Below are 22,939 nucleotides of genomic sequence, written 5' to 3'. Positions count from 1 at the left end.
GCTAAGCCTACTTTTGATTTTGGCGCTATGTGGTGACAGCGGTGTTTGGCGTACTTTTACTACTAATTCATTCGTTACTCGATGTCGGTTACTGAAGCTGTTCAATGGCGTGCGCCCGTTCGCGCTCCAGCTCACGTTTGAGCTCTTCCTCGGAAGGCAAATACGGCAGATACTTCGCCGCAAACAGCTGCTTCTGGTCAGCCAGTACCGAGTACTTCACTACGGCTTCGCTTTTCTCACTGCATAGCACCAAGCCGATGGTGGGGTTGTCATCGCTGCCTTTACGCTGCTCATCATATAAACGCACATAGGTATCCATCTGGCCGATATCCTGATGCTTGAGCTTGCCGAGCTTCAGGTCTACCAGTAAAAAGCACTTCAGCTTGAAGTTGTAGAACACCAGATCAATGTAGAAGTCCTCATCATCAAAACGGATGCGCTGCTGGCGCTCCACAAAAGCAAAGCCTTTGCCAAGTTCCAGTAAAAACTGCTGCAGGTTGCTGATGATGGCCTGCTCTAGCCGGCTTTCCTGATAGGTTTTATCCTGCAGGTTGAGGAAATCCAGGATGTAAGGGTCGCGCAGGTAGTCCTTGGCGGTTTCCGCCAGCGGCTGGGTGTTTGCCTTTGCTTCCTGTTCTACTAGCGCCTTATCCTGACTGGCTAGCAGGCGCTCGTAGTAGAGGGCGCTAATCTGACGCTCTAAAGCTCTCGCGCTCCAGCTTTGATTGATCGCTTCTTGCAAATACCAGTCGCGTGCTTGAGCATTTTCCACCCGTACGAGGGTGCGGTAGTGGGTCCAGCTCAATTCGAGACGCACTGCGTCGCGAATTGGAAAGCCCAGGTAAAACTGACGCATATTACGCAAATTTGTGACGTCGAATCCCTTACCCAGTCGTTCGGTTAGTTGTTTCGAAAGCTGCTGTAACTGTTGCTTGCCGTATTCCGCACGGCTGCTGCCTTGCTGCTCATGCTCGATAATCAAGCGGCCTATTTCCCAGTAGCTTTGCACCATGGCTGTGTTGACGGCTTGGCGCACCTGTCCGCGTGCTTGTTCTATCTGCTGGGTAATTGCGCTAACAAGGTCGCTAAAGGCCGCTGGGTTCTGCTCAGTCATAGGCTTAACCTCAGGCGTAATAAAAGATGGCAACTAGGTCGGCCTCAACAATAGCAAATTTTACCTGTGAAAATATAAGCGTAAGCCGCCGCTAAACTGACCGCTTGAAGAAGACATCAGTCGTTAAGCATTAGCCGATACGTAGTTAAGCACTCATCAATTTCCTAGAACGATCCAAAGAAAACTATTCGCTCCTCATCCTTTGGCTTAGGTTTTAAGCTAAAGGTAATCGTTAAGGAGTATTTTATGTCGGACTTATCCGTAAGCTCAGTTCGCCGCGTTATCGCCCTGCACCCGGCACACCGCGATGATATCGGTGATTTAACCACTCGGCGGCCCCTGCCTGCGCGTCAGCTTGAGCAGCTTGACCCCTTTCTGTTTCTGAATCACCACGGCCCGCAGGTTTACCCGGCCAATAATCAAGGCTTGCCGTTTGGTCCGCACCCACACCGCGGCTTTGAAACGGTAACGTTTATTCTGGAAGGCTCGCTTGCCCATGCCGATAGCGCTAAGCACCAGAGCGTGATTCATAAAGGCGGCGTGCAGTGGATGACGGCGGGCAGCGGTATTGTGCATGCGGAAATCTCACCGCCTGAGTTTTTGCGTGAGGGTGGCCCGCTGGAAATTCTGCAGCTGTGGATCAACCTGCCCTCGCGCCTGAAAATGAGCAAGCCGCGCTATGTGGGGCTGCAACAGGATTCAATCCCGTCGATTACGCTGCCGGGCGGCGCTGAGCTTAATCTGATTGCCGGGGAGTGGGGCGATACGCGCGGTCCTATCGAGACGTTAACCAACGTGTTTATGTCGACGCTTAAGCTGCCTGCTGGAGCACGTGAGCAGCTGCCCGTTGCCCCTGGGCGGCAGGTGTTTCTGTATATCGTGAATGGCGACGTTACGGTGGGTGGTGAGCCTGCCAAGCCTCACCAACTGGTCGAGCTGGACCGGGATGGCGACAGCGTCGTGATTGAAGCCGCAAGCGATGCCCAGCTGTTGTTTGGCCATGGCGATGTCATCGACGAGCCAGTTTACTCCCATGGGCCGTTTGTGATGACTACCCGGGATGAGATCGTTCAGGCCGTCGAGGACTATCAGGCCGGAAAATTTGGTGGGCTGAGCGCTTAGCGGCGTTCGCCTTAAACCGGTTCGCCGCGATAGTAATGCCACAGAAACAGCGAGCCCACGCTGCGCCAAGGCGCCCAGTGTTCCACAAGCTTTCGCGCCTGCTGGGGTGTGGGTTTGTCGTCAAGGCCTTTTAAGCGGCCTAAGGCTACGCGCAGGGCGAGGTCGTCGGCGGGAAAGATATCCGGGCGTTTGAGCGAGAACATCAGGTAGATTTCCGCGCTCCAGCGCCCAAAGCCACGCAGTTGGGTAATCGTGGCAATCACTTCTTCATCGCTTAGATGCTCAAGCCCGTCGGCACTGAAGGTGCCGGCAAGCTCTGCTTCTGCAAGCCCCTTGGCGTACTCGATTTTGCGCCACGAGAGACCCGCATCGCGTAGTGCCTGACCTTCGGTGTCGATGACCGCCTTGGCGTGCAGCTCGGGCAGTAGGGTATTCACCCGGCCCATAATCGCGCGGGCTGCTTCGGTGGAGAGCTGCTGGCTAACGATGGTGGAGAAGAACGTCGCAAAGCCTTTATCACGCACGCGTGGTGAAGGCGCACCCACCAGCGGAAGGGCACGAGCTATATCCGGGTCAGCCTTGGCTAACGCCTGCATGGCGTGTTCGATTGTTTCAGGGGTCATAAACGGCCTTCCTTATGTAGAACATCGATAGGCGTTGGTGTTTATTAAGCCTTCAAACCTGGGCGTGCTTCAATGGCTAGCTTGTTAAAGTGAAATATTCGCCTGCTAATATTTTGCTGAACATATTTATACTTTCGTCTAGTCTTGCGATCATTATCTGTTAGCCATTAGCAAGAGCAGCACGCCAGGCGTGCGTTGGGAGAAAAAATGCAAGAGTCGACCCAGGGGCTGGCGCGTAATCCGCGTCTGGCCGAATTCGCCTTGGCGCTAGGTGGATTTGGTATCGGCACCAGTGAATTTGTGATCATGGGGCTGATGAACCGCGTCGCGGGGGATCTGGCGGTCAGTGTGCCGCAAGTCGGCTATGCGATCAGCAGCTATGCGCTGGGCGTTGTGGTGGGGGCGCCGCTGATTTCCGCCCTGGCCGCGCGCGTGCCCAAGCGGGCGTTACTGATTGTTTTGATGCTGGTATTTGCCGTGGGCAATATTGCCAGTGCCATGGCGCCGGGGTTCTGGTCGTTTGTGGGGCTGCGCTTTATCGCGGGCCTGCCGCATGGCGCTTACTTTGGTGTGGCCGCGCTGGTTGCTGCGGGAGCCGTGCCGGTTGATCAGCGCGCCCGGGCCATTTCACGGGTCATGCTGGGCTTGACGACGGCTATCTTGATTGGCGCACCGCTGGGCACCTGGGCGGGAAATCAGTTTGGCTGGCAGATCGCCTTTGTGGGTGTAGGCGTCATTGCCTTGCTGACGGCTATGTTGATTCGGCTATGGGTACCTTTACAGCCCTTCGATGCGCTGGCAAGCCCATTGCGTGAGCTGTCGGCGCTGGTGAAACAGCGCGTGCTGGTGACGGTTGCGATTGCCTGCGTAGGCTGTGGCGGCATGTTCTCGATTTTCAGCTACGTGATGCCGACATTGACGCAGCAGGCGGGCATGAGCGAGGCACTGGGACCGCTGGTGCTGGTGATTTTCGGCATTGGATCGATTATCGGTAACTTGGTCGGCGGGCGCATGGCCGACAGAAACCTGATGCGTGCTATTCCGCGCATTCTGATCTGGTGCGCCGTTATTCAGGGCGGGTACTACTTTGCCGCCGATTACGTCTGGTCAGGGCTCTTGTTTGTCGGCCTGGTGGGCACCTGTATGGCGCTTGCCCCGTCACTGCAAACCCGGTTAATGGATGTGGCGGGCAATGCTCAGACCATGGCGGCTTCGCTTAACCATGCGGCGTTCAACGGTGCTAATGCTTTGGGTGCCTGGCTTGCCGGGCTAGTGATCAGCGCAGGCTTTGACTGGTCGAGCACGGGGCCGGTGGGTACCGGTCTGGCACTCTGTGGACTGGCTATTTTCTTCTTCGGAAAATGGCTTGAAAAACGTAGCCCTGAGCCAGTGGCCGCCCACGCCCGGTAGCACGAAAGTGGAAAAATAGCCTAATCGTCTCTAATGTGTATAGGGTGCAACCCATAAGGAGGTGACCCCATGCATACTCAAATGACGAAAAAATCGCGTATTTTGACCCTCAGTGCTATTGCCGCATTAACGCTAGGCTTAGCAGGCTGCGGTACGACCACCGGTGAACGTGCGGCCAGCGGCGCAGGTGTTGGCGCGGCGGTAGGCGCCGGGGCGGCAGCGGCAACCGGCGGCAGCATCGGTCAGGGTGCAGTGATCGGCGGCGGCGTTGGCGCAGCTACTGGTGCCGCGACCGACCGAGAAGATATCAGCCTGGATTAAGCGCTATATTCAGCACCGGCTATGACGCAATCAGTATTCAGCCACGTTGCGATAGATGTTAACGAGCTAGATGTTAACGACATAGCCTGAAGCCGCGCATGCCCATATGAAAATGATCGGCGTGCGCGGCGTTATAATCAGGCCCCAATACGTTACCAAACGTGCCGCAAGCGCCATCCCGCGCTGCCCGTAAAAACTCTCCAACGCTTCCTTCATCATCCCAGTGTTTGATCAGCGTAATGCGCTGTCCATTCTCGAATCGAAAGCCGATGACATCCAGCGCTTCAGCTGTCGCGTGTTCGCTGCGCCGGGCGTTTTCTCGGTGATAGATATTACGGCAGGCGAAGCTGCCCACGTGATCAACCTGGCGAACAGGGCTGCCCATTATCTCCTGGGCCGCAGGCTGTAACTCATGGCGTTCATACATCACCCAGGCAAGGGCCAGCGGGCAGGTGGCAACAAAGCTTTGGTTAAACCGCACGCTGCTGGACTGCATACGCACAACATTGGTGAGTGGGCAGCTTGCTGTGGGCGCATAATCGGCAAGGGGTGTATAGCTAAGTTCGCCATCGGGCACGGTATCCAGCGCGGCCAGGCAGGCTTCTCTGTCACCGCTTAAACGTTTAATTTTCAGCTGAGTGATAGGAGTGATTGGGTCATCGACATAAAGAGGAGCCCACGGCGCCCAGTGGCGAGGGATTTCAATAATGCCTTTCTGTACGGCTACCCCAATGGCAATCAGCAATAATATAAACAGTGTGCTGCGCATCTAACCTCCTTGTGTATTCACGCAAACGCTACAGTCCACGCGGTGGGTGTGCGATACTGCGCACCTTTATAAACTTGTTGTTGGGCTACGTGTTTCGCCCGCTATGTTTTTAAGCCGTGTTTTTTTAAACTAAGTTTTTTTAAACCATGTTTTCTTTTTCGCTAACTAGGGAAGCGCTTAATGTCCCAAGGTACGCTTTTTATTGTTTCGGCGCCGTCAGGTGCGGGCAAAACCAGCTTGGTTCGTGAGCTGATTGAAAGTCTTGATGGCATTCAGGTCTCGGTATCGCACACTACGCGTGCTAAGCGTGAGGGTGAGGTGGATGGTGTGAATTACCATTTCATCGACGTGCCGGATTTTGAGGCGATGATTAAGCGTGGCGATTTCTTTGAGTATGCCAAAGTCTTCGATAATTACTACGGCACGTCGCGCAAGGCAGCGCAAACGCTGCTGGAGGCGGGGCAGGATGTGATCCTGGAAATCGACTGGCAGGGCGCGCAGCAGGTACGCGAGCAAATGCCGAATGCGGTATCCATTTTTATTCTGCCTCCGTCGCGCGATGAGCTGGAGCGCCGCTTGGCGAGTCGCGGTACCGACGAGCATGCGGTAATCGCGCGGCGTATGCGCGATGCGGTTAGCGAGATGTCACACTTTAACGAGTATGATTATCTGGTGATTAACGATGACTTCACCACGGCGCTTCAAGAACTGCAGTCATTGGTGATCAGCCGTCGTCTAACGCTCGCCACTGTCAGCGAGCGGCATGCCCCGCTACTCGATGCGCTCTTGTCATAAGCGCCTAGCGTCGAGTAATCTATAAGGTCCTATCATCACACTTTTCGCTGGGTCGGTGACGTTATCCAACAACGTCGGCCCGGCGTTGTCATTACAGGAAGGCCCCCATGGCTCGCGTAACTGTTGAAGATTGTCTGGAAAATGTCGAAAACCGCTTCAAGCTGGTGATGATTTCCACCCAGCGTGCTCGTCAGCTGGCCCGCGGTTCGCGCGATGCCCAACTGGCCTGGGAAAATGACAAGCCCACCGTAATGGCACTGCGTGAAATTGCCGCAGGTCTTGTCGATCACACCGTACTCGACGAGCCGGTTGAAGCACCTGTTCGCGCGCGCCCTGCTATGGCGCCCAGCGCTCAGATCGACGACTAAGGCTGAACGGATAGGGGCGCGGTAAATGTTCACCATTGATGACCTGGCCGATCGACTCGGCGGCTACTTACCCTCGGACGAGATCCAGCAGGTCAAACGCGCCTTTTACTACGCCGAGCAGGCCCATGACGGCCAGCGTCGGCGTTCAGGCGAGCCCTACGTTACCCACCCGCTGGCGGTCGCCAATATTCTGGCCAATATGCACATGGACCATCAAAGCCTGATGGCGGCCATGCTGCATGATGTCATCGAAGATACCGGCGTTTCCAAGAAAGCCCTGGCGGCCCAGTTTGGCAAGCCCGTGGCGGAGCTTGTCGATGGCGTTTCCAAGCTGACTCAAATCACTTTTGAAGATAAAGCCGTGGCTCAAGCGGAAAATTTTCAGAAGATGGTGTTGGCAATGTCGCGGGATATTCGCGTCATTATCGTCAAGCTTGCCGACCGGCTGCATAACATGCGCACCCTCGGCGCGCTCAGGCCGGATAAAAAACGCCGCATTGCCCGTGAAACGCTGGAGATATATGCGCGTATTGCTGGCCGGCTGGGTATTAATACGATCCGCATCGAGCTTGAAGATCTCTCCTTTCAGGCGATCCACCCCATGCGCTCAGAGCGCATCAAGCGGGCCGTAGCCAACGCGCGTGGCCATCGGCGCAGCGCCATGCGTGAAATTCAGGCATCGCTACAGCAAAGCCTGGATGACGAAGTGCTTCAAGGCACGGTGGTGGGACGGCAAAAGCATCTGCTGTCGATCTATAAGAAGATGCGCGACCAGCGTAAGCCGTTTGCAGAAATCATGGACGTGTTCGGGTTCCGTATCATTACCGAGGACGTAGCCAGCTGCTATCGTATCCTGGGCGTGGTGCATAACCTGTATAAGCCGGTACCGGGGCGCTTTAAAGACTATATTGCCATCCCCAAGGCCAACGGCTATCAAAGTCTGCATACTACGCTGTTTGGCCCGCGCGGCATGCCGATCGAAGTCCAGATCCGCACCCGAGAGATGGAGGCCATGGCTAATAACGGCATCGCTGCCCACTGGCTTTATAAAGCAGGGCAAACGACCCATCCGATTGCCGAAGGCAGCCACGCCCGCGCCCGCGCCTGGGTCAAGGGGCTTCTGGAAATGCAGCGCCATGCGGGTAACTCGTTGGAATTTATCGAACACGTCAAAAACGACCTGTTCCCCGATGATATCTACGTGTTTACCCCCAAGGGCGACATCATGGAGCTGCCTCAGGGCGCGACGGTGATCGACTTTGCCTACAGCGTGCATACCGATATCGGCAATAACTGTATTGCCTGCCGTATCGACCGTCACTTGGCGCCGCTTTCAACGCGCCTGGAAAGCGGTCAGACGCTTGAGATCATTACCGCGCCCGGCGCACGCCCTAACCTTGCCTGGCTGAGTTTTGTATCCACCGCGAAGGCGCGCTCGGCGATTCGTCATGCCCTGAAGCATCAGCAGCAGACTGAAGCGATTACCCTGGGCCGTCGATTGCTTAATAAGGCGCTCACACCCTTTGAAACCAGCCTGGAAGAGCTTGATGAGAATCTGCTCAAGCTGGCGTTTAAAGAGTTGGATGTGGCCTCCCAGGATGCGCTTCTAGAGTCGCTGGGATTAGGCAACCGTATGGCGCACGTAGTGGCCAGACGATTAGTCGATATCGCTCACGGCGGGCGTCACGATGCTAATTTTGCCGCGGTTGATAGCGGCAAAGCCGTATTGATCAGCGGCGGTGAAGGCATGGTGATCAACTTTGCACGCTGTTGCCATCCGCTACCCGGCGACCCGGTGCTCGGGCATCTCTCCATGGGCAAGGGGCTTGTCGTTCACCGCGCCGAGTGCCGCAATCTTATTGAACATAAAAACGACCCGGACAAGCTGTTCACCCTGGAGTGGTCTGAAACCATTGATGAAGACTTCCCAGTGGCGCTGCGAATTGAAATTGAAAGCCGCCGCGGCCTTGTGGCCGAGCTTGCTGGCCTTGTCACCGATGCCGATGCCAATATTGAGCGCATCGGTATCGAAGAACGCGATGCGCGTCTCTCTACGGTCAATCTAACCCTGTCTGTGAAAGGTCGCGTTCATCTTGCGCGCATTATCAAGCGTATCCGTAACTTGCCTAATGTAAGCAAAATTACGCGTATGACCAATTAAAGCCGTAACACCCGTTTGGCTGAATCGTTATTGTGCATCGGCCATGCCGTGCTATGGCGGCGAGTCTTCATATTCTAATAAAAACGTTAGATAAATAAGCTAGTTAGATAATTAACGCTAAATAACTATTAATGTTAAAACTAATGTTAAGAACTCAGGAGCGAGACATCGTATGAGCAACAAAGCTGTTATTAATACCGATAAAGCCCCCGCCGCGATTGGTCCATACTCGCAGGCCATTAAAGCCGGTAATACGGTCTATCTTTCTGGTCAGATTCCGCTGGACCCGACCACCATGGAGCTGGTGTCCGAGGATTTTGAAGCGCAGGCGCGTCAGGTGTTTGCCAACCTGAAAGCGGTATGCGAAGAGGCGATGGGATCGCTTAGCGATGTGGTTAAACTGAATTTGTATCTGGTCGATCTGGATAACTTCGCCATCGTCAATAAAGTGATGGAAGAGTTCTTCTCCTCACCGTTTCCGGCCCGCGCCGCGGTGGGTGTGAAAGCGCTTCCCAAAGGCAGCCAGGTAGAAGCCGAAGCCGTTATGGTTATCGGTGATTAATACGCCGTAAAAAAACCGGCCAGACGCAATGGTTAGCGTCTGGCCGGTGTGTATCTAACGTTTACTTATCCAGCGTTTATGTATCTTTCACGCTGCTGTGCGCTTGTAGTGCTCAGGCTTTCTGAGGCTTTAAAAAGCCGCCCTCTTTGAGTATTTGTGCATATCCTTCACGGTAGCTTGGGTAGCTAAACTGGTAGCCGGTTTCGAGAATACGCTGGTTATCGCACCGCTTGCTGGCCCGGCGGCGCAGCGGCGACTGCATGGTATCGGTAGATTCCACCTTGAGCTGCTTTCCAATCCAGGCCATCACGTTATGCATGGTGACCGGCTCGCAGTCGCTACCCAGGTACAGGTTCGCAAGCGGCTGGCCGCTTTCCTGAATGCGGATCAAGTGGGCCAGAATACCGGTACAGTCGTCCCGGTGAATGCGGTTGGAGTAGATAACCGGCGTAACGGCGGCGATACGGCCTTCCGCTACCTGATGAATCAAGCGATCACGGCCTGGGCCATAGATACCTGAAAAGCGCACAACGGTGCCGGGTAGCGGGTGATCAAACAGCATCTGTTCGGCTTCACACATCAGCATGCCGGAGAAGCTGGTGGGGCCAGTGGGGCTCTCCTCGTTGACCTCTTCGCCTTCCTGCTGGCCATACACGCTGGTCGACGATACGAAGAAGACGCGGCGCGGCGGCTTTTCGTGCTGCTCCATCACGCTCAGCACTCGCTTCAGGCCTTCTGGGTAGGCACTTTGATAAGCGCTTTCTTCAAAGCGGTCGGCGCTTACGCTATAAATTACGTAGTCTGCCTGGGGAAGTGCAGACGCGTTGGTTTCATCAAGTTCGTTAAGGTCAAGCGCCAGGGGCTCAATGCCTGTGCCTTTTAATGCCGCTGTTTTACGACGTACGCCAATGACGCGATGTCCCTCATCAATTAACTCGCGCCCTAAGGTAATGCCAAGATCACCACAACCGATAATCAGTACAGTTAGCTTCACCTTATCCACTCCTTTTGATAAAAATTCCCTATTGGATACAAAGTCCCTGCGAGATATGACATCGTCAGCAGGGTTTGCTTATCCTTTTCCGTCCCGCTGACTGCCATGATGTTAGTCACGAGCTGCTACGAGAGGATGCCCACTGGCGCCGTTATGACTTTAACAGAACTTCGCTACATCGTAACCCTTGCCCAAGAGCGCCACTTCGGTCGTGCGGCTGAACGCTGCCATGTATCGCAGCCAACGCTTTCTGTGGCGGTGAAAAAACTTGAAGAGGAACTGGATATACCGCTGTTTGAGCGCTCCAAGTCCACGATTCAGGTAACCCCACTTGGCGAGAAGATCATCGCTCAGGCCCAGCGTGTGCTGGAGCAAAGCCGGCTGATTTATGAAATGGCCAGTGCCGGTAAAGATCAGCTCTCGAATCCGCTACGCATCGGGGCTATTTACACCATCGGCCCGTATTTATTTCCGCACCTGATTCCCGCACTTGCCAATATTGCGCCGCAAATGCCGCTGTATATTGAAGAAGGTATGACCGGAACGTTACGTGCTAAGCTCAAAAACGGTGAGTTGGATGTCATTATTGTGGCGCTACCGTTTACTGAAACCGATATTGTGACCAAGCCTATTTACGAAGAGCAATTTGAAGTATTGATACCGGCAAACCATCGCTGGGTTGAGCGCGAGGCTATTCGTAAAGAGGAGTTGCTGGAAGAGCGCCTGCTGTTGTTGGGTGAAGGCCACTGCTTTAGGGACCAGATTCTTGAAGCGTGTCCGGCGATTACCCAAAAGCTTAATAACCCGAATAACACCTTGATTGCCGAGGGCGGGTCGCTGGAAACCATTCGCCATATGGTGGCGTCACGGCTAGGGATTACCGTATTGCCGCAGTCAGCATTAGGAACCGATCAATATGAAAATGCCATGCTTGAGAGCCGCCCCTTCGTCGACCCAGCCCCTTCACGGACGGTGGCGATCGCCTGGCGGGCCAGCTTCCCGCGCCCTAAAGCGATCGATGCCCTAGTGGATGCCATCAGCCAGTGCCAACAGCCTGCTCAAAAGGGTAAAGCGCACTCATGAGCGATCTTAACGGGCCCGTTACTGCGCTTAAAGGCGTCGGTGAAGCGTTAGCGCTCAAGCTTTCGCGGCTGGGCATTGAACACGTTAGTGATCTGCTTTTCCACCTGCCGCTGCGCTACCAGGACCGTACCCGGCTAACGCCGATCGGCCTGCTACGCGCCGGCCAGGAAGCCGTGATCGAAGGTGAGGTGACCGCCTCGGATGTCGTCAAGGGGCGGCGTCGAAGTTTGTTGATACGCCTGCGCGACGGCAGCGGTATTTTAAGCCTGCGTTTTTTTCACTTTTCGCCTGCTCAACAGCAGCAGCTACGCCCAGGCGTTTCGGTACGTGCGTTTGGTGAAGCGCGGGCCGGGGCCACCGGGCTTGAAATTTATCACCCCGAGTATCGCTTGAATACGGCGGGTGAAACGCCGGTCGATGAGTATTTTACCCCGATCTACCCCACCACCGAAGGCTTGAACCAAGCCCGCTTGCGGGCATTGACGCAGCAGGCGCTAGGCTTACTGGATAGCGCGCCTGAAGTGCTGCCCGATGTTATCCCTGACGCGCTGCGCCAGCGCTTTCACCTGCCGGGGCTCCACGCCTGCCTGCATTTACTGCATCAACCCCCGCCTGATGTGGATATTGACAAGCTTTCCAGCGGCCAGCATTCCGCCACGCGCCGCCTAGCGCTGGAAGAGCTTTTAGCGCATCAGCTTAGCCTGCGAGAAGTGCGACTGCGCATTCAGGCCGACGGCGCGCCGGAGCTGCCTTCTGGGCGCGGCCTGCAGGCGCGTTTTTTAGCCCAGCTGCCGTTTGCCCTAACGGGTGCCCAGCAGCGCGTGCTTGAGGAAATTACCCTGGATTTAAGCCGTCCGGCGCCCATGCTACGCCTGGTGCAGGGCGATGTGGGGTCGGGAAAAACCGTGGTGGCCGCTATGGCCGCGCTGGCCGCGCTTTCCGGCAATTGCCAGGCTGCCATCATGGCGCCTACCGAAATCCTCGCAGAGCAGCACTACCGGGCGTTTAAAGCCTGGTTTGAACCACTGGGCATCGAAGTCGCCTGGCTTGCGGGCAAGCTGAAGGGCAAAACCCGCCTGGACGCCAAGGCCGCGATTGCCGATGGCCGTGCGCGCATGGTGGTCGGCACCCACGCGCTATTTCAGGATGACGTGCATTTTCAGTGCCTGGGCCTGGCGATTATCGATGAACAGCACCGCTTTGGCGTCCACCAGCGCTTGGCGCTGCGCGAAAAAGGTGAAGCGGGCGGGCTAACCCCGCACCAGCTGATCATGACGGCCACACCCATCCCGCGTACGCTTGCCATGAGCGCCTATGCGGACCTGGATGTTTCGGTCATCGATGAGCTTCCGCCAGGGCGTACCCCGGTTAAAACCGTGGTGGTAGCGGATGAGCGTCGCCCCGAAGTCGTCGAGCGGATTCGCAATGCCTGCAGCGAGGGCCGCCAGGCTTATTGGGTATGTACGCTGATTGATGAGTCCGAAGCGCTGCAGTGCCAGGCCGCGGAAGTCACCAGCCAGGAATTGACGCAAGCGCTGCCCGAGCTTGCCATCGGCCTGATTCATGGGCGTATGAAGGCCAGTGAAAAAACCGAAGTGATGACCGCCTTTAAAGAGGGTGAGCTGGATCTGCTGGTCGCCACCACGGTGATTGAAGTGGGGGTGGATGTACCTAATGCCAGCCTGATGATTATTGAAAACCCTGAACGCTTGGGGCTTTCCCAACTACATCAGCTGCGCGGACGTGTCGGCCGGGGAAGTACGGAAAGCTTCTGCGTACTGCTTTATCACCCGCCGCTTTCCAAAAGCTCCCGCGAGCGCCTGAGCGTCATGCGTGAAACCACCGATGGTTTCCGTATTGCGGAAAAGGATCTGGAAATTCGCGGCCCGGGTGAGGTGCTGGGCACCCGGCAGACCGGCCTTGCGCAAATGAAGATTGCCGACCTGGAACGCGATGCCGACCTGTTGGAGCGCGTGACCTCCTTGGCCTCCGAGCTGCAAAGCGAGCCGCATATTACCGCGGTACTGGTGCGGCGCTGGCTAGGCGAGGCCGCAGGACGCTACGGGCAGGTGTAGCGGCCTGCGGTGAAGTCTTATACCTTGACGCTAGCGCTGTTGGCATCTTCGATAGCGGCTGGCGTGCTGGTCAAGCGGTTAGCCGCTTCGCCTAGAGGCACCAGCTGTTCGGCAATCAGGCGTAGCTGGCTTTGAATGGGCCGATACAGCGTCAGCGCTTTCTCTTCCCCCTCTTCCCGGTGAACGCTCTGCTCGTTTAGCTGCGCGAGTAGCTCGCTTGCCTGCTCATCCAGCGGGGCGATGAACTGGCGTTTATCCAACTGTTCGGACAGTTGCCCCAGCAGTTCGCTGATACGCTTGGCAGAAGGCATCGATGCCGCGTCTTCCTCATCTTCCGCCAGGCGATGGCGGTGGGCGCCCAGCGCTGAGAGGTGGCTCAACAGCGTATTGGAAAGCACCAGAAAGCGCAGTCCATTGTCGGCATCCTGCTTACGGTAGTGTCCCGGCTCATGAAGCATATTGGTCAGCAGCGTAGAGAGCGCGGCATCGGCGTTATGGGCATTACGCCGGGCCAGGCGATAAGCCAAATCATCCTGCTTGCCCTCTTCATACTGATGAACAATTTCATCCAGATAGCGGCGGTGATTGGTAATCGCCTTTGCGGCTTCACGGTAGAGCCGACGGCCCTGCCAGTCGGGCAGAATGAAAAACACCGCAAGCCCTGCAATCAGCGAGCCAATCAAGGTATCAAACAAGCGCGGCCAGATAAGATCAAAGCCGTCGCCCACCTGATTAAAGCTGCACAGCACCAGCAAGGTGATGGAAGCTGTCGCCACGACATAACGTTTTTCCCGGTTGGCAAAAAAGGTGACACCGGCGGCCACCGCAATCACGCTCTGCACGCTTGGCTGGGGGAACAGGCTGATCGACACCCAGCCTGCCGTAAGGCCCAGCACCGTGCCCAAAATACGTTGGGAAAGAAAGCGCCGCGTCGTGGCGAAGTTAGGTCGACATACAAACAGGGTCGTCAGCAAGATCCAGAAGCCCTGCTCGGGGTCCAGCCACTGAAGCAAACCGTAGCCCACCATCAGCGCGGTTGTCAGGCGTACCGCATGACGAAAGGTGGGAGAGCCAAGCGTAAAGTTGAGCTGTACTCGCTTCCACGCTTCCAGCAGGCTGGAAGGCGAGCGATCATAAAGTGCGCTATCGCGACGGTCATCAGTGGTGTCCGGGTTATGCGCACTGGCAATCTGCGCTTCAAGCGTGGCAAGGTTACTGGCGAGTGCGTTAAGCGGATGCAGCAGGGCACGCCATTCGGGCTTGCCGCGTTCGCTTAAATTATCGATGGAGGCTCTCAGGTCAGCAAGCGCCTGTTCGCTCTGCTGGTGATCAAAGGGCCGGTTAAGCAGTAGTGATTTGGCCAACTGACGGCAGGCGCGCCCCTGCTGATCTAACAGCCGCTGGCAGCGAAACAGCACATCGTGGTGGAAAAACGCCTCGGTGAGCGCGCTATAAGGGTAGTGGGTCGAGCTTGCCCGCTCATGAATGTCCTGGGCAATAAAGTAGATGCGCAGATAGCGGTTAAGTTTTTGACTGCCGCGCTGGCCTTCCAGGCGACGAAAAATCATCTCTTTGGCCTGATTGAGCGCATCCACCACTTTGCCATTCTGGCGCGCCAGGGCCACTCGGCGAGCCTCGACATCGACGCCGCGTACCGGCTCAAACAGAGCCGATTTGAGTATTAAGAACTCGCCTAGCGCTTTATAGACTCGTGCCATGCTTTGTTTGACGGGCTGACGGGAAAAAAGCGCACACCAGATAACCGAAATAACCCCGTACCAGGCGGCGCCTGCTAAGAGCAGCAGCTGGCGAGACGCCACGTCGGCATCCACGCCGCCATGCTGCTCAATATTGATCATTGAGTAGATCGATAAAATCAGCGTGCCGGAGGCAATCGTGGCGTACCGCTGACCGATAGCGCCCAACATGATCAGAGTGAACGTGGAGGTTCCCAGCCCTAGTGCAAATAGCCATGGCCAAGGGAAAAGCCACTGCACGATAAATGAGGCCAAGGTAAAACATATCAGCGTGACCAGCAGCGCCTGTAAGCGGCCCTGCCAGCTGTCATCGGTTTCGGAAAGGGCACAGGCGATAATTCCCAGGAAAAGCGGAATAACCAACGCTACATCGCCCATTATGCCGCTAAACAGTAGCGCTGCGCTGAACGCGATAAAAACGCGCAGACTATAAGCAAACTTATCGAGGGTCCAAAGACGCCGAAGCGGCAGTGAAATAGGCATAGATGCTCTTGTTGTGGGTCGATGTTAGACTTTAGTATAAACGCTAAGCTTGGGTCGTTGCTATGGCTTGTGGCTTAACTTGGCGTGCGCCTAAGGCATTTCGACGACCCGTTTACCTAAATTATCCCCATTGAGTAAACCAATCAGCGCTGGCGCAACGCTATCCAGCCCGCCGGAAATTTTATCGAGCTTCCACGCGAGGCGTTTTTGAACGACTAACGGCTGCATAAATTGTTGAAAGGCATCCCAGTAACGCAAGTAGTCGGGCACGACAAAAGGATGAACCGCGACGTTTTTTTGCCTTAGCTGTGCAAAGTTATCAGGGCTTTTACGCGGATTACGGGTCTGATACTGGCTTACTAACCCACACAGCACAATGCGTCCGTTAGTAGCCATTGATTCAATCGCTGTCGTGAAGGCGCGCCCCCCGATATTTTCAAAGTTAAGCGTAATTCCAAAAGGCGCCGCGTCATGTAGCTGCTCGATATAATCCGGGCTGCGATGATTGAGTACGCTCTTAAATCCTTTGTCATGCAGCCAGGCGCGCTTGTCGGCCCGCCCGGCCGTGACGATGACGTTTGCCCCTTGGTGCTGGGCAAGCTGCGCCGCGATAGAACCCACCGCGCCTGCGGCGGCGCTGACCAGTACGCTATCTTGAGCAGTAGGCTGCCCCAAGCGCTGCATACCCACCCAGGCGGTAAATCCCGTCATTCCCAGCGGATGCAGGTAGGCTTCTGGATCGCTACCCTCCGGAACAGGGGTTAGCTGCTGCCCGTCAGAAGCAACGATCTCCTGCATGGGAAGGTGACCTACGACGAAATCGCCGCGCTTGAAAGAAGGCCCGTTGCTGGCAATTACTTCGGCCAACGTCCAGCCGGACAACGGGCTGCCGACGGCCCAGCGCTCGATATAGTCGTACCCGGCTGGCTGCATACGTGTACGCATATACGGATCAACGCTGATATAGCGGGGTTTTAACAGTAACCGTGGTGTTTTGGGCAGGCTAATCAATGTCTTTTGGATATGCTCAGGGCGTAGTTTGCCGGTAGGCAAGTGTGCAAGCTTTAAGCCTATCGTGGTTACTATGGATGCGGTCATGGCTATCCGGTTATCGAATTAACAGTGTTAACGTTACCGCGAATAAAAGCCCAAGGCGTATTTAAGGCGTGTTTAAAAAGTCGTGCTCATAACATTATGACGGGGAGATGATAGGCAAAGAGAGCAGGGGCCCGCCACCCAAGGGTGGCGGGTAACCGCTAGAAGTAGCGCTACAAGTACTTCAGCAGCTTTTGCAGCTTGTTCATATCGGCGGAGTCACCGACAAGGCGTACCTCGCCGTTGAGCATTCCGTCGAGGAAGGCCTGCTGCGTTGGTTTCCTGAGGATACGTAACGCGGCGTCTTGATCGCGAAAGCGTAGCTCAAGATCCAGATCGACCGGCAAGCCTTTACCTGAAGTGATGCCTTTTGGCGTCATTCGGTAGTAACGGGCGACGGTTAAGTCTTCCGTGGCAATACCCCAGTCTAGGCCGCGCATTCGTTCAAGCTGTTCACGAAAGCGCGGCTTGCGGCGCAGGGCGCGTTTGAGCATAAAGCTCAGCAGCCACAGCGTCAGCTTGAGCTTCATTAGGAAACGGCGTCCTTAAGCGCTTTGCCCGGCTTGAAAGCAACGTTTTTGCTTGCCGGAATCTGTAGAGGAGCGCCTGTTTGTGGGTTTTTACCGGTGCGCGCTGCACGCTCACGAACAGTAAAGGTACCAAAACCGATCAAAGCCACATCTTCGCCTTTCGCGACGCTGTTGGTGATTTCATCCAGAATGACGTTCAGGACCTGGCCTGCTTTGTCTTTGGAGAGATCGGCACTTTCAGCGATGGCAGCAGCGAGTTCAGGTTTGCGCATAAGGAATTCCCCTCATTAAAATTAAGTATGAAGTGTAGCGGTGTTATTAAAAACGCCACCCAGGCTGGGTTAGCTTATCTAGCCTAGTCGTGAACGCGGTGAAAATCAGCCCAGTAGCGCAGGTGCGGCTCTGGAAAGCTCCACTTTCCGTCTCACGCAGCCCCCTGTCAACGCAAAACCGACTAAATTCCCGTCTTTATCTTCGCCAAGCGCGCTCATGTCGCTCCCTTCGCCCTCAATTCGCCAGCGTTCGGGTGGGATAAGCGGCGGGTAGGCTACCACCGGCAATAGCGGTGTTTTAACGATAACGGGCCAGGCGCCGAAGCTTACCGGGGTTGGCGTGCCGGAAAGCGTTGCCGCCAGCGCCTTGGCGCAGGCCTGTAGCGGCTGGACATACATGGCGTTGATGCTGTCGATACAGGCAACGTCACCCAGGGCATAGATATGTGGATTCGAGGTACGCAGGTGACGGTCTACCTGAATACCCTGGTCAGAGACGGCAAGCCCTGCTGTTTTGGCTAACCCCGTTCTTGGGGCAAGGCCGGTGGCCAGTAAGACAATATCAGCGTTGATGACCGCGTCATTATCCAGTGTCAGCTTGACGCTGCTGTCCTCGCCGATGTCGATATCCTTCAGCGTGCGGCCAAGCGCCAACTGGATACCTGCTTCGCCAAAGGCTTCGCCCAGCGCAACGCCGAGCGGTTCAGGCAGTAGTCTGGGCAGCGGAGTGGTTTCCGGCGCAATCAGGCTTATCTGATGGCCGCTCGCGTGCAGGTCATTGGCGAATTCGCAGCCCACCAGACCCGCGCCGATAATGGCAATGCGCGCAGGCCGCTCATGCAGAGCGGTGTAAAATCGACGGTAGTCATCCAGATCGTTAATAACAAAAAAGTGCTGGGACACACTTGCTGGAATGGCAAACGGTGCCCGGGGCTCGGCACCGGTGGCAAGTACCAGGGCATCGTAGCTCAGCGTTTGTCCATTGCTAAGCCAAAGCGTTTGGGTGTCTGCAGATACCTGCTCTACCGGGGTAGAGGCCATGACCTGGATATTCAGCTCTTCAGCAAGGTCGGTGGCTGACTGCCTCGCCAGCTGGTCGGGTTTGAGCCCTTTCGCAAATCCGGTCGAGAGAAGCGGTTTGCTGTAATCATCGCCGCTGTCGGCACTGATCAGCGTGATGCTGCGCTGATCGCCCAGACGGCGTAACGCTCGGGCAAGCCCAATGCCTGCCATTCCCGTGCCGATAATGATCAGCTCGGCGTGGGCGCTGGTGGAATCAACCGTATGTGATGCAGGCATGCCATCCCCAAATAGTCAGTGCAACAAAAGCCAATAAGACCACCATGTTACACTACCCGCTCTGTTTTTTTGACCAGGAGTACTCGGTGGCGACTTCCTCTTTTCGGCAAGCACACGCTTTCCCTGTTTGGCAGCCCGTGGCCGCGCTGCGCCCTACCATGAGTGCTTCGTGGTGGCAGTGGGTGGCTTCTACTGATTCGTTAACCGCCCGCCTGACGGCAGCAGGGAGTGAAAGGCCATTTCGTGTGCGCCTTTTACGCCAAGGCGTCGGCATGCCCCAGCCAGACGAAGCCCAGGCCTTGGGGCTCGCGTTACGTCATTATGCCTGGCTACGTGAGGTGGCACTTTGCGTGGGCGATACGCCCTGGGTAGTGGCTCGCTCGGTGGCGCCTCTGACGCAGTTAAAGGGGCAGCATCTGGAGAAACTGGGCGAGCGCTCGCTGGGCAGCTGGCTATTTCGTCAGCCTGATTTGATCCGCGGCCCGCTTGAGGCCACCGTCTGTGTTCCACGCTTTGCTTACCCAACGGATGCCGAGAGCCTTTGGGGGCGGCGCTCCGTATTTCAGCACGCCGGGCTTTCACTGCTCGTGCAGGAGTACTTTTTATCCTCTATGGCTAATGATCTTCGCCTGCCTTCGCGGTAGGCTTGCTCGGCATCTCTTCTTTTCGTGAGGTAAGCATGGATCGTTCTTTGTTGCGGCCAACCGGGTGGGCGCGATTGGCAGATTTTTTACACTTGATGCGGCTGGACCGCCCCATTGGTACTTGGCTATTGATGTGGCCGACCCTGTGGGCGCTCTGGGTGGCAGCGGAAGGTGTGCCGGGCCGTAACGTACTGCTTATTTTTGTGGCGGGTGTATATGTAATGCGCGCTGCGGGGTGTGTGGTGAACGATTATGCCGACCGGCATTTTGATGGCCACGTAAAGCGCACCAAAAATCGCCCGCTGGCAACCGGACGTATCAGTGAAACCGAAGCCCAGCTGCTGTTTATCGGCCTAGTGGCGGTCGCGTTTATTTTAGTGCTGCTCACCAACTGGTTTACGGTGCTCTTATCGCTGGGCGGGGTCGTACTGGCGTTTATTTATCCGTTTATGAAGCGCTACACCCACTTTCCTCAGGTGGTGCTCGGGGCGGCTTTTTCCTGGGCGATCCCCATGGCGTTTGGCGCCGTATTAGGGCATGTACCGCTAGATGCCTGGCTACTTTTTTTTGCCAACGTGCTGTGGACGGTGGCCTACGATACTCAGTACGCCATGGTTGATCGTGATGATGATTTGAAAATCGGCATTAAATCAACGGCAGTGCTTTTTGGTGACGCAGATCGTCTGATCATTGGCTTGTTGCAGATCGCCACGCTCGCGCTTTTGGCCTGGGTCGGCGTGCGCGTCGGGTTAGGCGGCTTTTTCTGGCTGGGGCTTGCCGGTATGGCGGCGACATTTATCCATCAGCAGCGCCTGATTCGTCATCGTGAGCGTGACCCGTGCTTCCAGGCATTTTTGAATAACCACTGGGCGGGGCTACTCATTTTTGCAGGCATTGCGCTTAGCGAATGGCCGGTTGTGGGCTAAGCCTGCTCAGCGCGATTAATGCTTGTCATATAAGTGTCATCAAGTCATGGTGTTATTGTCACTGAGATGTCATTGAATTTCCTTCTTTGAACACCGTGAGGCCCTGGGATGACCGCCAAGACCGTTTTGATTGTCGATGATGAAGCGTCTATCCGCGAGATGATCGCCGTAGCGCTGGAAATGGCGGACTATCGCGTGCTTGAAGCGGATAACGCCCAGGATGCCCACGCGCTGGTGGTAGACCATCAGCCCGACTTGCTACTGCTTGATTGGATGATGCCGGGCACCAGCGGTATTGAGCTGGCAAGACGCCTAAAGCGTGAAGAAGCGACGGCTGAACTGCCCATTATTATGCTCACCGCCAAAGGCGAAGAGGATAATAAGATTCAGGGGCTTGAGTCGGGGGCGGATGATTACATTACCAAACCTTTTTCACCGCGCGAGCTGGTCGCACGCCTGAAAGCCGTACTGCGTCGCGCCACGCCACGCGGCGTGGAAGACCCGATCGAAATCAATGGCCTGCTGCTGGATCCGGTTAGCCACCGCGTAAGCGCTCACGGTAAGGCGCTTGAAATGGGACCTACCGAATACCGCCTGCTGCAGTTCTTTATGACCCACCAGGAGCGGGCTTACACACGCAGCCAACTGCTCGATCAGGTGTGGGGCGGCAATGTCTACGTTGAGGAGCGCACCGTGGATGTCCATATACGGCGCTTGCGTAAAGCATTGGGCGAAGTGCATCAGAACCTGATCCAGACGGTACGGGGTACCGGTTATCGCTTCTCTGCCCGGGTGTAATTGTGCGCCTGTGGAGCCGTGAGCTGTGGCGCATTGCCTGGTTAGCGACCATTGGGGTTTGCCTGGGATGGCTATTGGGTTCGGCAGGGCTGGGGTTGTCGGCCGGATTGGCCGTCTGCTTGTTCTACCATCTACGTCAGCTACGCGTGCTTTTTCAGTGGCTCACCCTCAATCCGCATAATGAACCGCCCGCGGCCAGTGGCATGTGGGGGGATCTGCTTGATCGTCTTTATCGCTATCAAAAAAGCCAGCGTATCACCCAGGGACGATTACGGGCGACGCTGGCACGCATTCAGGAATCCTCTGAGGCTATGCGCGACAGCGTAGTCATGCTTGACCGGCACGGTGATCTTGAGTGGTGGAACAGCGCCGCAACGAAGATGCTGGGCCTGCAGACAGCGCATGATCGTGGTCAGCACATCACCAATCTACTGCGCGACCCAGACTTTATCAGCTACTTCAATGCACGCAATTATAGCGAGCCGTTAACTCTGACCTCGCCGATTGATGAGCGTAGCGTCCTGCAATACCAGATTACCCTCTACGGTGACGATGAGCGCTTGGTGATGGCGCGGGATATCACCCGTTTACATCGCCTTGAGCAAATGCGCCGCGATTTCGTCGCCAATGTTTCCCACGAACTGCGTACTCCGTTGACCGTTCTTCTGGGCTATCTGGAAACCTATGGCGATCTGGCCGACCAGCTTCCGCCCCGCTTAGGCCGGGGTATTGAGAAGATGCAGGAGCAGACCCAGCGTATGCAAAATCTGGTGAATGATCTGCTGCTGCTGTCGCGTTTGGAGATTGATCAGGGTGGCGAAGATCATCAGCCGCTATCTATTGAGCGCCTTCTGAATAGTGTTTGTCAGGATGCACTCGCTCTATCGCACCACCAGCATAGCGTGCGTGTCGAGATTGAAAACGATGCGGGGTTGGTGGGGAGTGAGCAGGAAATTCGCAGCGCCATTTCCAACCTGACTTTTAATGCCGTGCGCTATACGCCGCCAGGTAGCCAGATTACTCTGCGCTGGATGGCAATGGCGAACGGTGATGCCTGTATCGAAATCGAAGATAATGGCCAGGGGATCGATCCTGTGCATATCCCCCGGCTAACCGAGCGTTTTTACCGCGTTGATAAAGGCCGCAGCACCACCACGGGCGGTACGGGGTTAGGGCTTGCCATCGTTAAACACGTATTGTTACGTCATGATGCGCAGCTTCAGGTTGAGTCACATCCTGGTGAAGGCGCTCTATTCCGCTGTGTTTTTCCTGCCGTTCGATTGGCTGTCCTTTAAAGCCCTCTTCTTTTGCCTTTTAATAATCCTTGTACAAGTGTGTCACGATGTCAGTCAATTATGGTCAAAGGTTACCCATGTGCCATTTTTAACCAGTATGTGCTCCATTTAAACGGCAATAGAAAAGCTATTTGGCATGTGGGTGTTTTTGTAAGATGTTGTTTTATATTAAATATTTATTTTTTTGTCATTTTTGGCATTGGTCCTGCAATACTTTAAGCAAGGAAGACTACCGCAGGAAATGGTAAGCCAGGATGGCGCTTCCTTAAAATTATGCGGTATTAAACAGCGATCTAGGAGACGGAATATGATGTCCAAGGAACTACTCAAGAAAGCTGGTATTTTAGGTGTAACATTTGGTCTGATGGCAAGCCCATTTGCGTTTGCTCAAGAACCAGCTAACCCAAGCGGTAATATTTCTCCAGATGAGCAGCCGGTTGAAT

22 protein-coding genes are annotated in these 22,939 nt (G+C 55.6%); 13 read left to right on the top strand and 9 right to left on the bottom strand.

Features of this window, described 5'->3' with window-relative positions:
• Positions 1-88: 88 nt before the first annotated feature.
• On the bottom strand, positions 89-1,114 hold the full coding sequence (locus ACT3XD_RS05050) for a PDDEXK nuclease domain-containing protein (RefSeq protein ID WP_192536804.1): 1,026 nt from the start codon (positions 1,112-1,114) through the stop codon (positions 89-91).
• A gap of 246 nt (positions 1,115-1,360) precedes the next feature.
• Here ACT3XD_RS05050 and ACT3XD_RS05045 point away from each other — a divergent pair, with 246 nt between their 5' ends.
• Positions 1,361-2,236, top strand: coding sequence for a pirin family protein (locus ACT3XD_RS05045; protein ID WP_192536805.1), 876 nt, complete (start codon positions 1,361-1,363; stop codon positions 2,234-2,236).
• Positions 2,237-2,247: 11 nt separating this feature from the next.
• Here the strand turns inward: ACT3XD_RS05045 and ACT3XD_RS05040 are convergent, their stop codons facing one another.
• On the bottom strand, positions 2,248-2,859 hold the full coding sequence (locus ACT3XD_RS05040; protein ID WP_192536806.1) for a DNA-3-methyladenine glycosylase family protein: 612 nt from the start codon (positions 2,857-2,859) through the stop codon (positions 2,248-2,250).
• Positions 2,860-3,066: 207 nt separating this feature from the next.
• Between ACT3XD_RS05040 and ACT3XD_RS05035 the strand changes: the two genes are divergently transcribed.
• Together ACT3XD_RS05035 and ACT3XD_RS05030 are read left to right on the top strand one after the other, a co-directional pair.
• Positions 3,067-4,269, top strand: a complete 1,203-nt coding sequence (locus ACT3XD_RS05035; RefSeq protein WP_192536807.1) for an MFS transporter — start codon at positions 3,067-3,069, stop codon at positions 4,267-4,269.
• Between the two features lie 69 nt (positions 4,270-4,338).
• Positions 4,339-4,590, top strand: coding sequence for a hypothetical protein (locus ACT3XD_RS05030; protein ID WP_192536808.1), 252 nt, complete (start codon positions 4,339-4,341; stop codon positions 4,588-4,590).
• A 73-nt stretch (positions 4,591-4,663) separates the two neighbouring features.
• Here ACT3XD_RS05030 and ACT3XD_RS05025 read toward each other — a convergent pair whose 3' ends face one another.
• A complete protein-coding gene (locus ACT3XD_RS05025; protein WP_192536809.1) occupies positions 4,664-5,359 on the bottom strand; it encodes an extensin-like domain-containing protein in 696 nt (231 codons plus the stop codon).
• A 180-nt stretch (positions 5,360-5,539) separates the two neighbouring features.
• On the opposite strand from ACT3XD_RS05025, the gene gmk reads away from it, so the two are divergent.
• The 4 genes from gmk (at position 5,540) to ACT3XD_RS05005 (ending at position 9,245) form a co-directional block, all read left to right on the top strand.
• A complete protein-coding gene (gene gmk / locus ACT3XD_RS05020; RefSeq protein WP_018918466.1) occupies positions 5,540-6,154 on the top strand; it encodes a guanylate kinase in 615 nt (204 codons plus the stop codon).
• Between the two features lie 107 nt (positions 6,155-6,261).
• Positions 6,262-6,522 (top strand): DNA-directed RNA polymerase subunit omega, encoded by a 261-nt coding sequence (gene rpoZ / locus ACT3XD_RS05015; protein WP_018918467.1) that lies wholly within the window; start codon positions 6,262-6,264, stop codon positions 6,520-6,522.
• A 25-nt stretch (positions 6,523-6,547) separates the two neighbouring features.
• On the top strand, positions 6,548-8,683 hold the full coding sequence (locus tag ACT3XD_RS05010; protein WP_018918468.1) for a RelA/SpoT family protein: 2,136 nt from the start codon (positions 6,548-6,550) through the stop codon (positions 8,681-8,683).
• 172 nt (positions 8,684-8,855) lie between these two features.
• Entirely contained in the window at positions 8,856-9,245 is a 390-nt protein-coding gene (locus tag ACT3XD_RS05005) for a RidA family protein (protein WP_192536810.1), read from the top strand.
• 112 nt (positions 9,246-9,357) lie between these two features.
• On the opposite strand, the gene ACT3XD_RS05000 is transcribed toward ACT3XD_RS05005, so the two are convergent.
• Positions 9,358-10,239 carry an SDR family oxidoreductase gene (locus tag ACT3XD_RS05000; protein ID WP_018918470.1) on the bottom strand — a complete coding sequence of 294 codons (882 nt, stop codon included), beginning with the start codon at positions 10,237-10,239 and terminating at the stop codon, positions 9,358-9,360.
• A gap of 153 nt (positions 10,240-10,392) precedes the next feature.
• Here ACT3XD_RS05000 and ACT3XD_RS04995 point away from each other — a divergent pair, with 153 nt between their 5' ends.
• Together ACT3XD_RS04995 and recG are read left to right on the top strand one after the other, a co-directional pair.
• The gene (locus ACT3XD_RS04995; RefSeq protein WP_018918471.1) at positions 10,393-11,322 is read left to right on the top strand and encodes a hydrogen peroxide-inducible genes activator; all 930 of its coding nucleotides are present in this window, start codon (positions 10,393-10,395) and stop codon (positions 11,320-11,322) included.
• A complete protein-coding gene (gene recG / locus ACT3XD_RS04990; protein ID WP_192536811.1) occupies positions 11,319-13,397 on the top strand; it encodes an ATP-dependent DNA helicase RecG in 2,079 nt (692 codons plus the stop codon). Before ACT3XD_RS04995 ends, recG begins: the two co-directional genes overlap by 4 nt.
• Positions 13,398-13,414: 17 nt before the next feature.
• On the opposite strand, the gene yccS is transcribed toward recG, so the two are convergent.
• The 5 genes from yccS to ACT3XD_RS04965 form a co-directional block, all read right to left on the bottom strand.
• Positions 13,415-15,637 (bottom strand): YccS family putative transporter, encoded by a 2,223-nt coding sequence (yccS, locus tag ACT3XD_RS04985; protein WP_192536812.1) that lies wholly within the window; start codon positions 15,635-15,637, stop codon positions 13,415-13,417.
• A 90-nt stretch (positions 15,638-15,727) separates the two neighbouring features.
• A complete protein-coding gene (locus tag ACT3XD_RS04980) occupies positions 15,728-16,735 on the bottom strand; it encodes an MDR family NADP-dependent oxidoreductase (protein ID WP_192536813.1) in 1,008 nt (335 codons plus the stop codon).
• Between the two features lie 170 nt (positions 16,736-16,905).
• Positions 16,906-17,262, bottom strand: coding sequence for a hypothetical protein (locus ACT3XD_RS04975; RefSeq protein WP_192536814.1), 357 nt, complete (start codon positions 17,260-17,262; stop codon positions 16,906-16,908).
• On the bottom strand, positions 17,262-17,534 hold the full coding sequence (locus ACT3XD_RS04970) for an HU family DNA-binding protein (RefSeq protein ID WP_018918476.1): 273 nt from the start codon (positions 17,532-17,534) through the stop codon (positions 17,262-17,264). Before ACT3XD_RS04970 ends, ACT3XD_RS04975 begins: the two co-directional genes overlap by 1 nt.
• Positions 17,535-17,639: 105 nt before the next feature.
• The gene (locus tag ACT3XD_RS04965) at positions 17,640-18,833 is read right to left on the bottom strand and encodes an NAD(P)/FAD-dependent oxidoreductase (RefSeq protein ID WP_192536815.1); all 1,194 of its coding nucleotides are present in this window, start codon (positions 18,831-18,833) and stop codon (positions 17,640-17,642) included.
• An 86-nt stretch (positions 18,834-18,919) separates the two neighbouring features.
• On the opposite strand from ACT3XD_RS04965, the gene ACT3XD_RS04960 reads away from it, so the two are divergent.
• From ACT3XD_RS04960 to phoR, 4 genes are all read left to right on the top strand, one after another.
• Entirely contained in the window at positions 18,920-19,477 is a 558-nt protein-coding gene (locus ACT3XD_RS04960) for a chorismate--pyruvate lyase family protein (protein ID WP_192536816.1), read from the top strand.
• A gap of 35 nt (positions 19,478-19,512) precedes the next feature.
• The gene (ubiA, locus tag ACT3XD_RS04955; RefSeq protein ID WP_192536817.1) at positions 19,513-20,403 is read left to right on the top strand and encodes a 4-hydroxybenzoate octaprenyltransferase; all 891 of its coding nucleotides are present in this window, start codon (positions 19,513-19,515) and stop codon (positions 20,401-20,403) included.
• A gap of 108 nt (positions 20,404-20,511) precedes the next feature.
• Entirely contained in the window at positions 20,512-21,201 is a 690-nt protein-coding gene (phoB, locus tag ACT3XD_RS04950) for a phosphate regulon transcriptional regulator PhoB (protein ID WP_018918480.1), read from the top strand.
• A 2-nt stretch (positions 21,202-21,203) separates the two neighbouring features.
• Positions 21,204-22,496 (top strand): phosphate regulon sensor histidine kinase PhoR, encoded by a 1,293-nt coding sequence (phoR, locus tag ACT3XD_RS04945; RefSeq protein WP_192536818.1) that lies wholly within the window; start codon positions 21,204-21,206, stop codon positions 22,494-22,496.
• Positions 22,497-22,939: the final 443 nt, after the last annotated feature.

Origin of the sequence: Halomonas sp. AOP7-B1-5 (genome assembly GCF_052353045.1) — a bacterium.
Classification (GTDB): domain Bacteria; phylum Pseudomonadota; class Gammaproteobacteria; order Pseudomonadales; family Halomonadaceae; genus Vreelandella; species Vreelandella colorata.
This window is presented reverse-complemented; position numbering and strand designations above follow the sequence as displayed.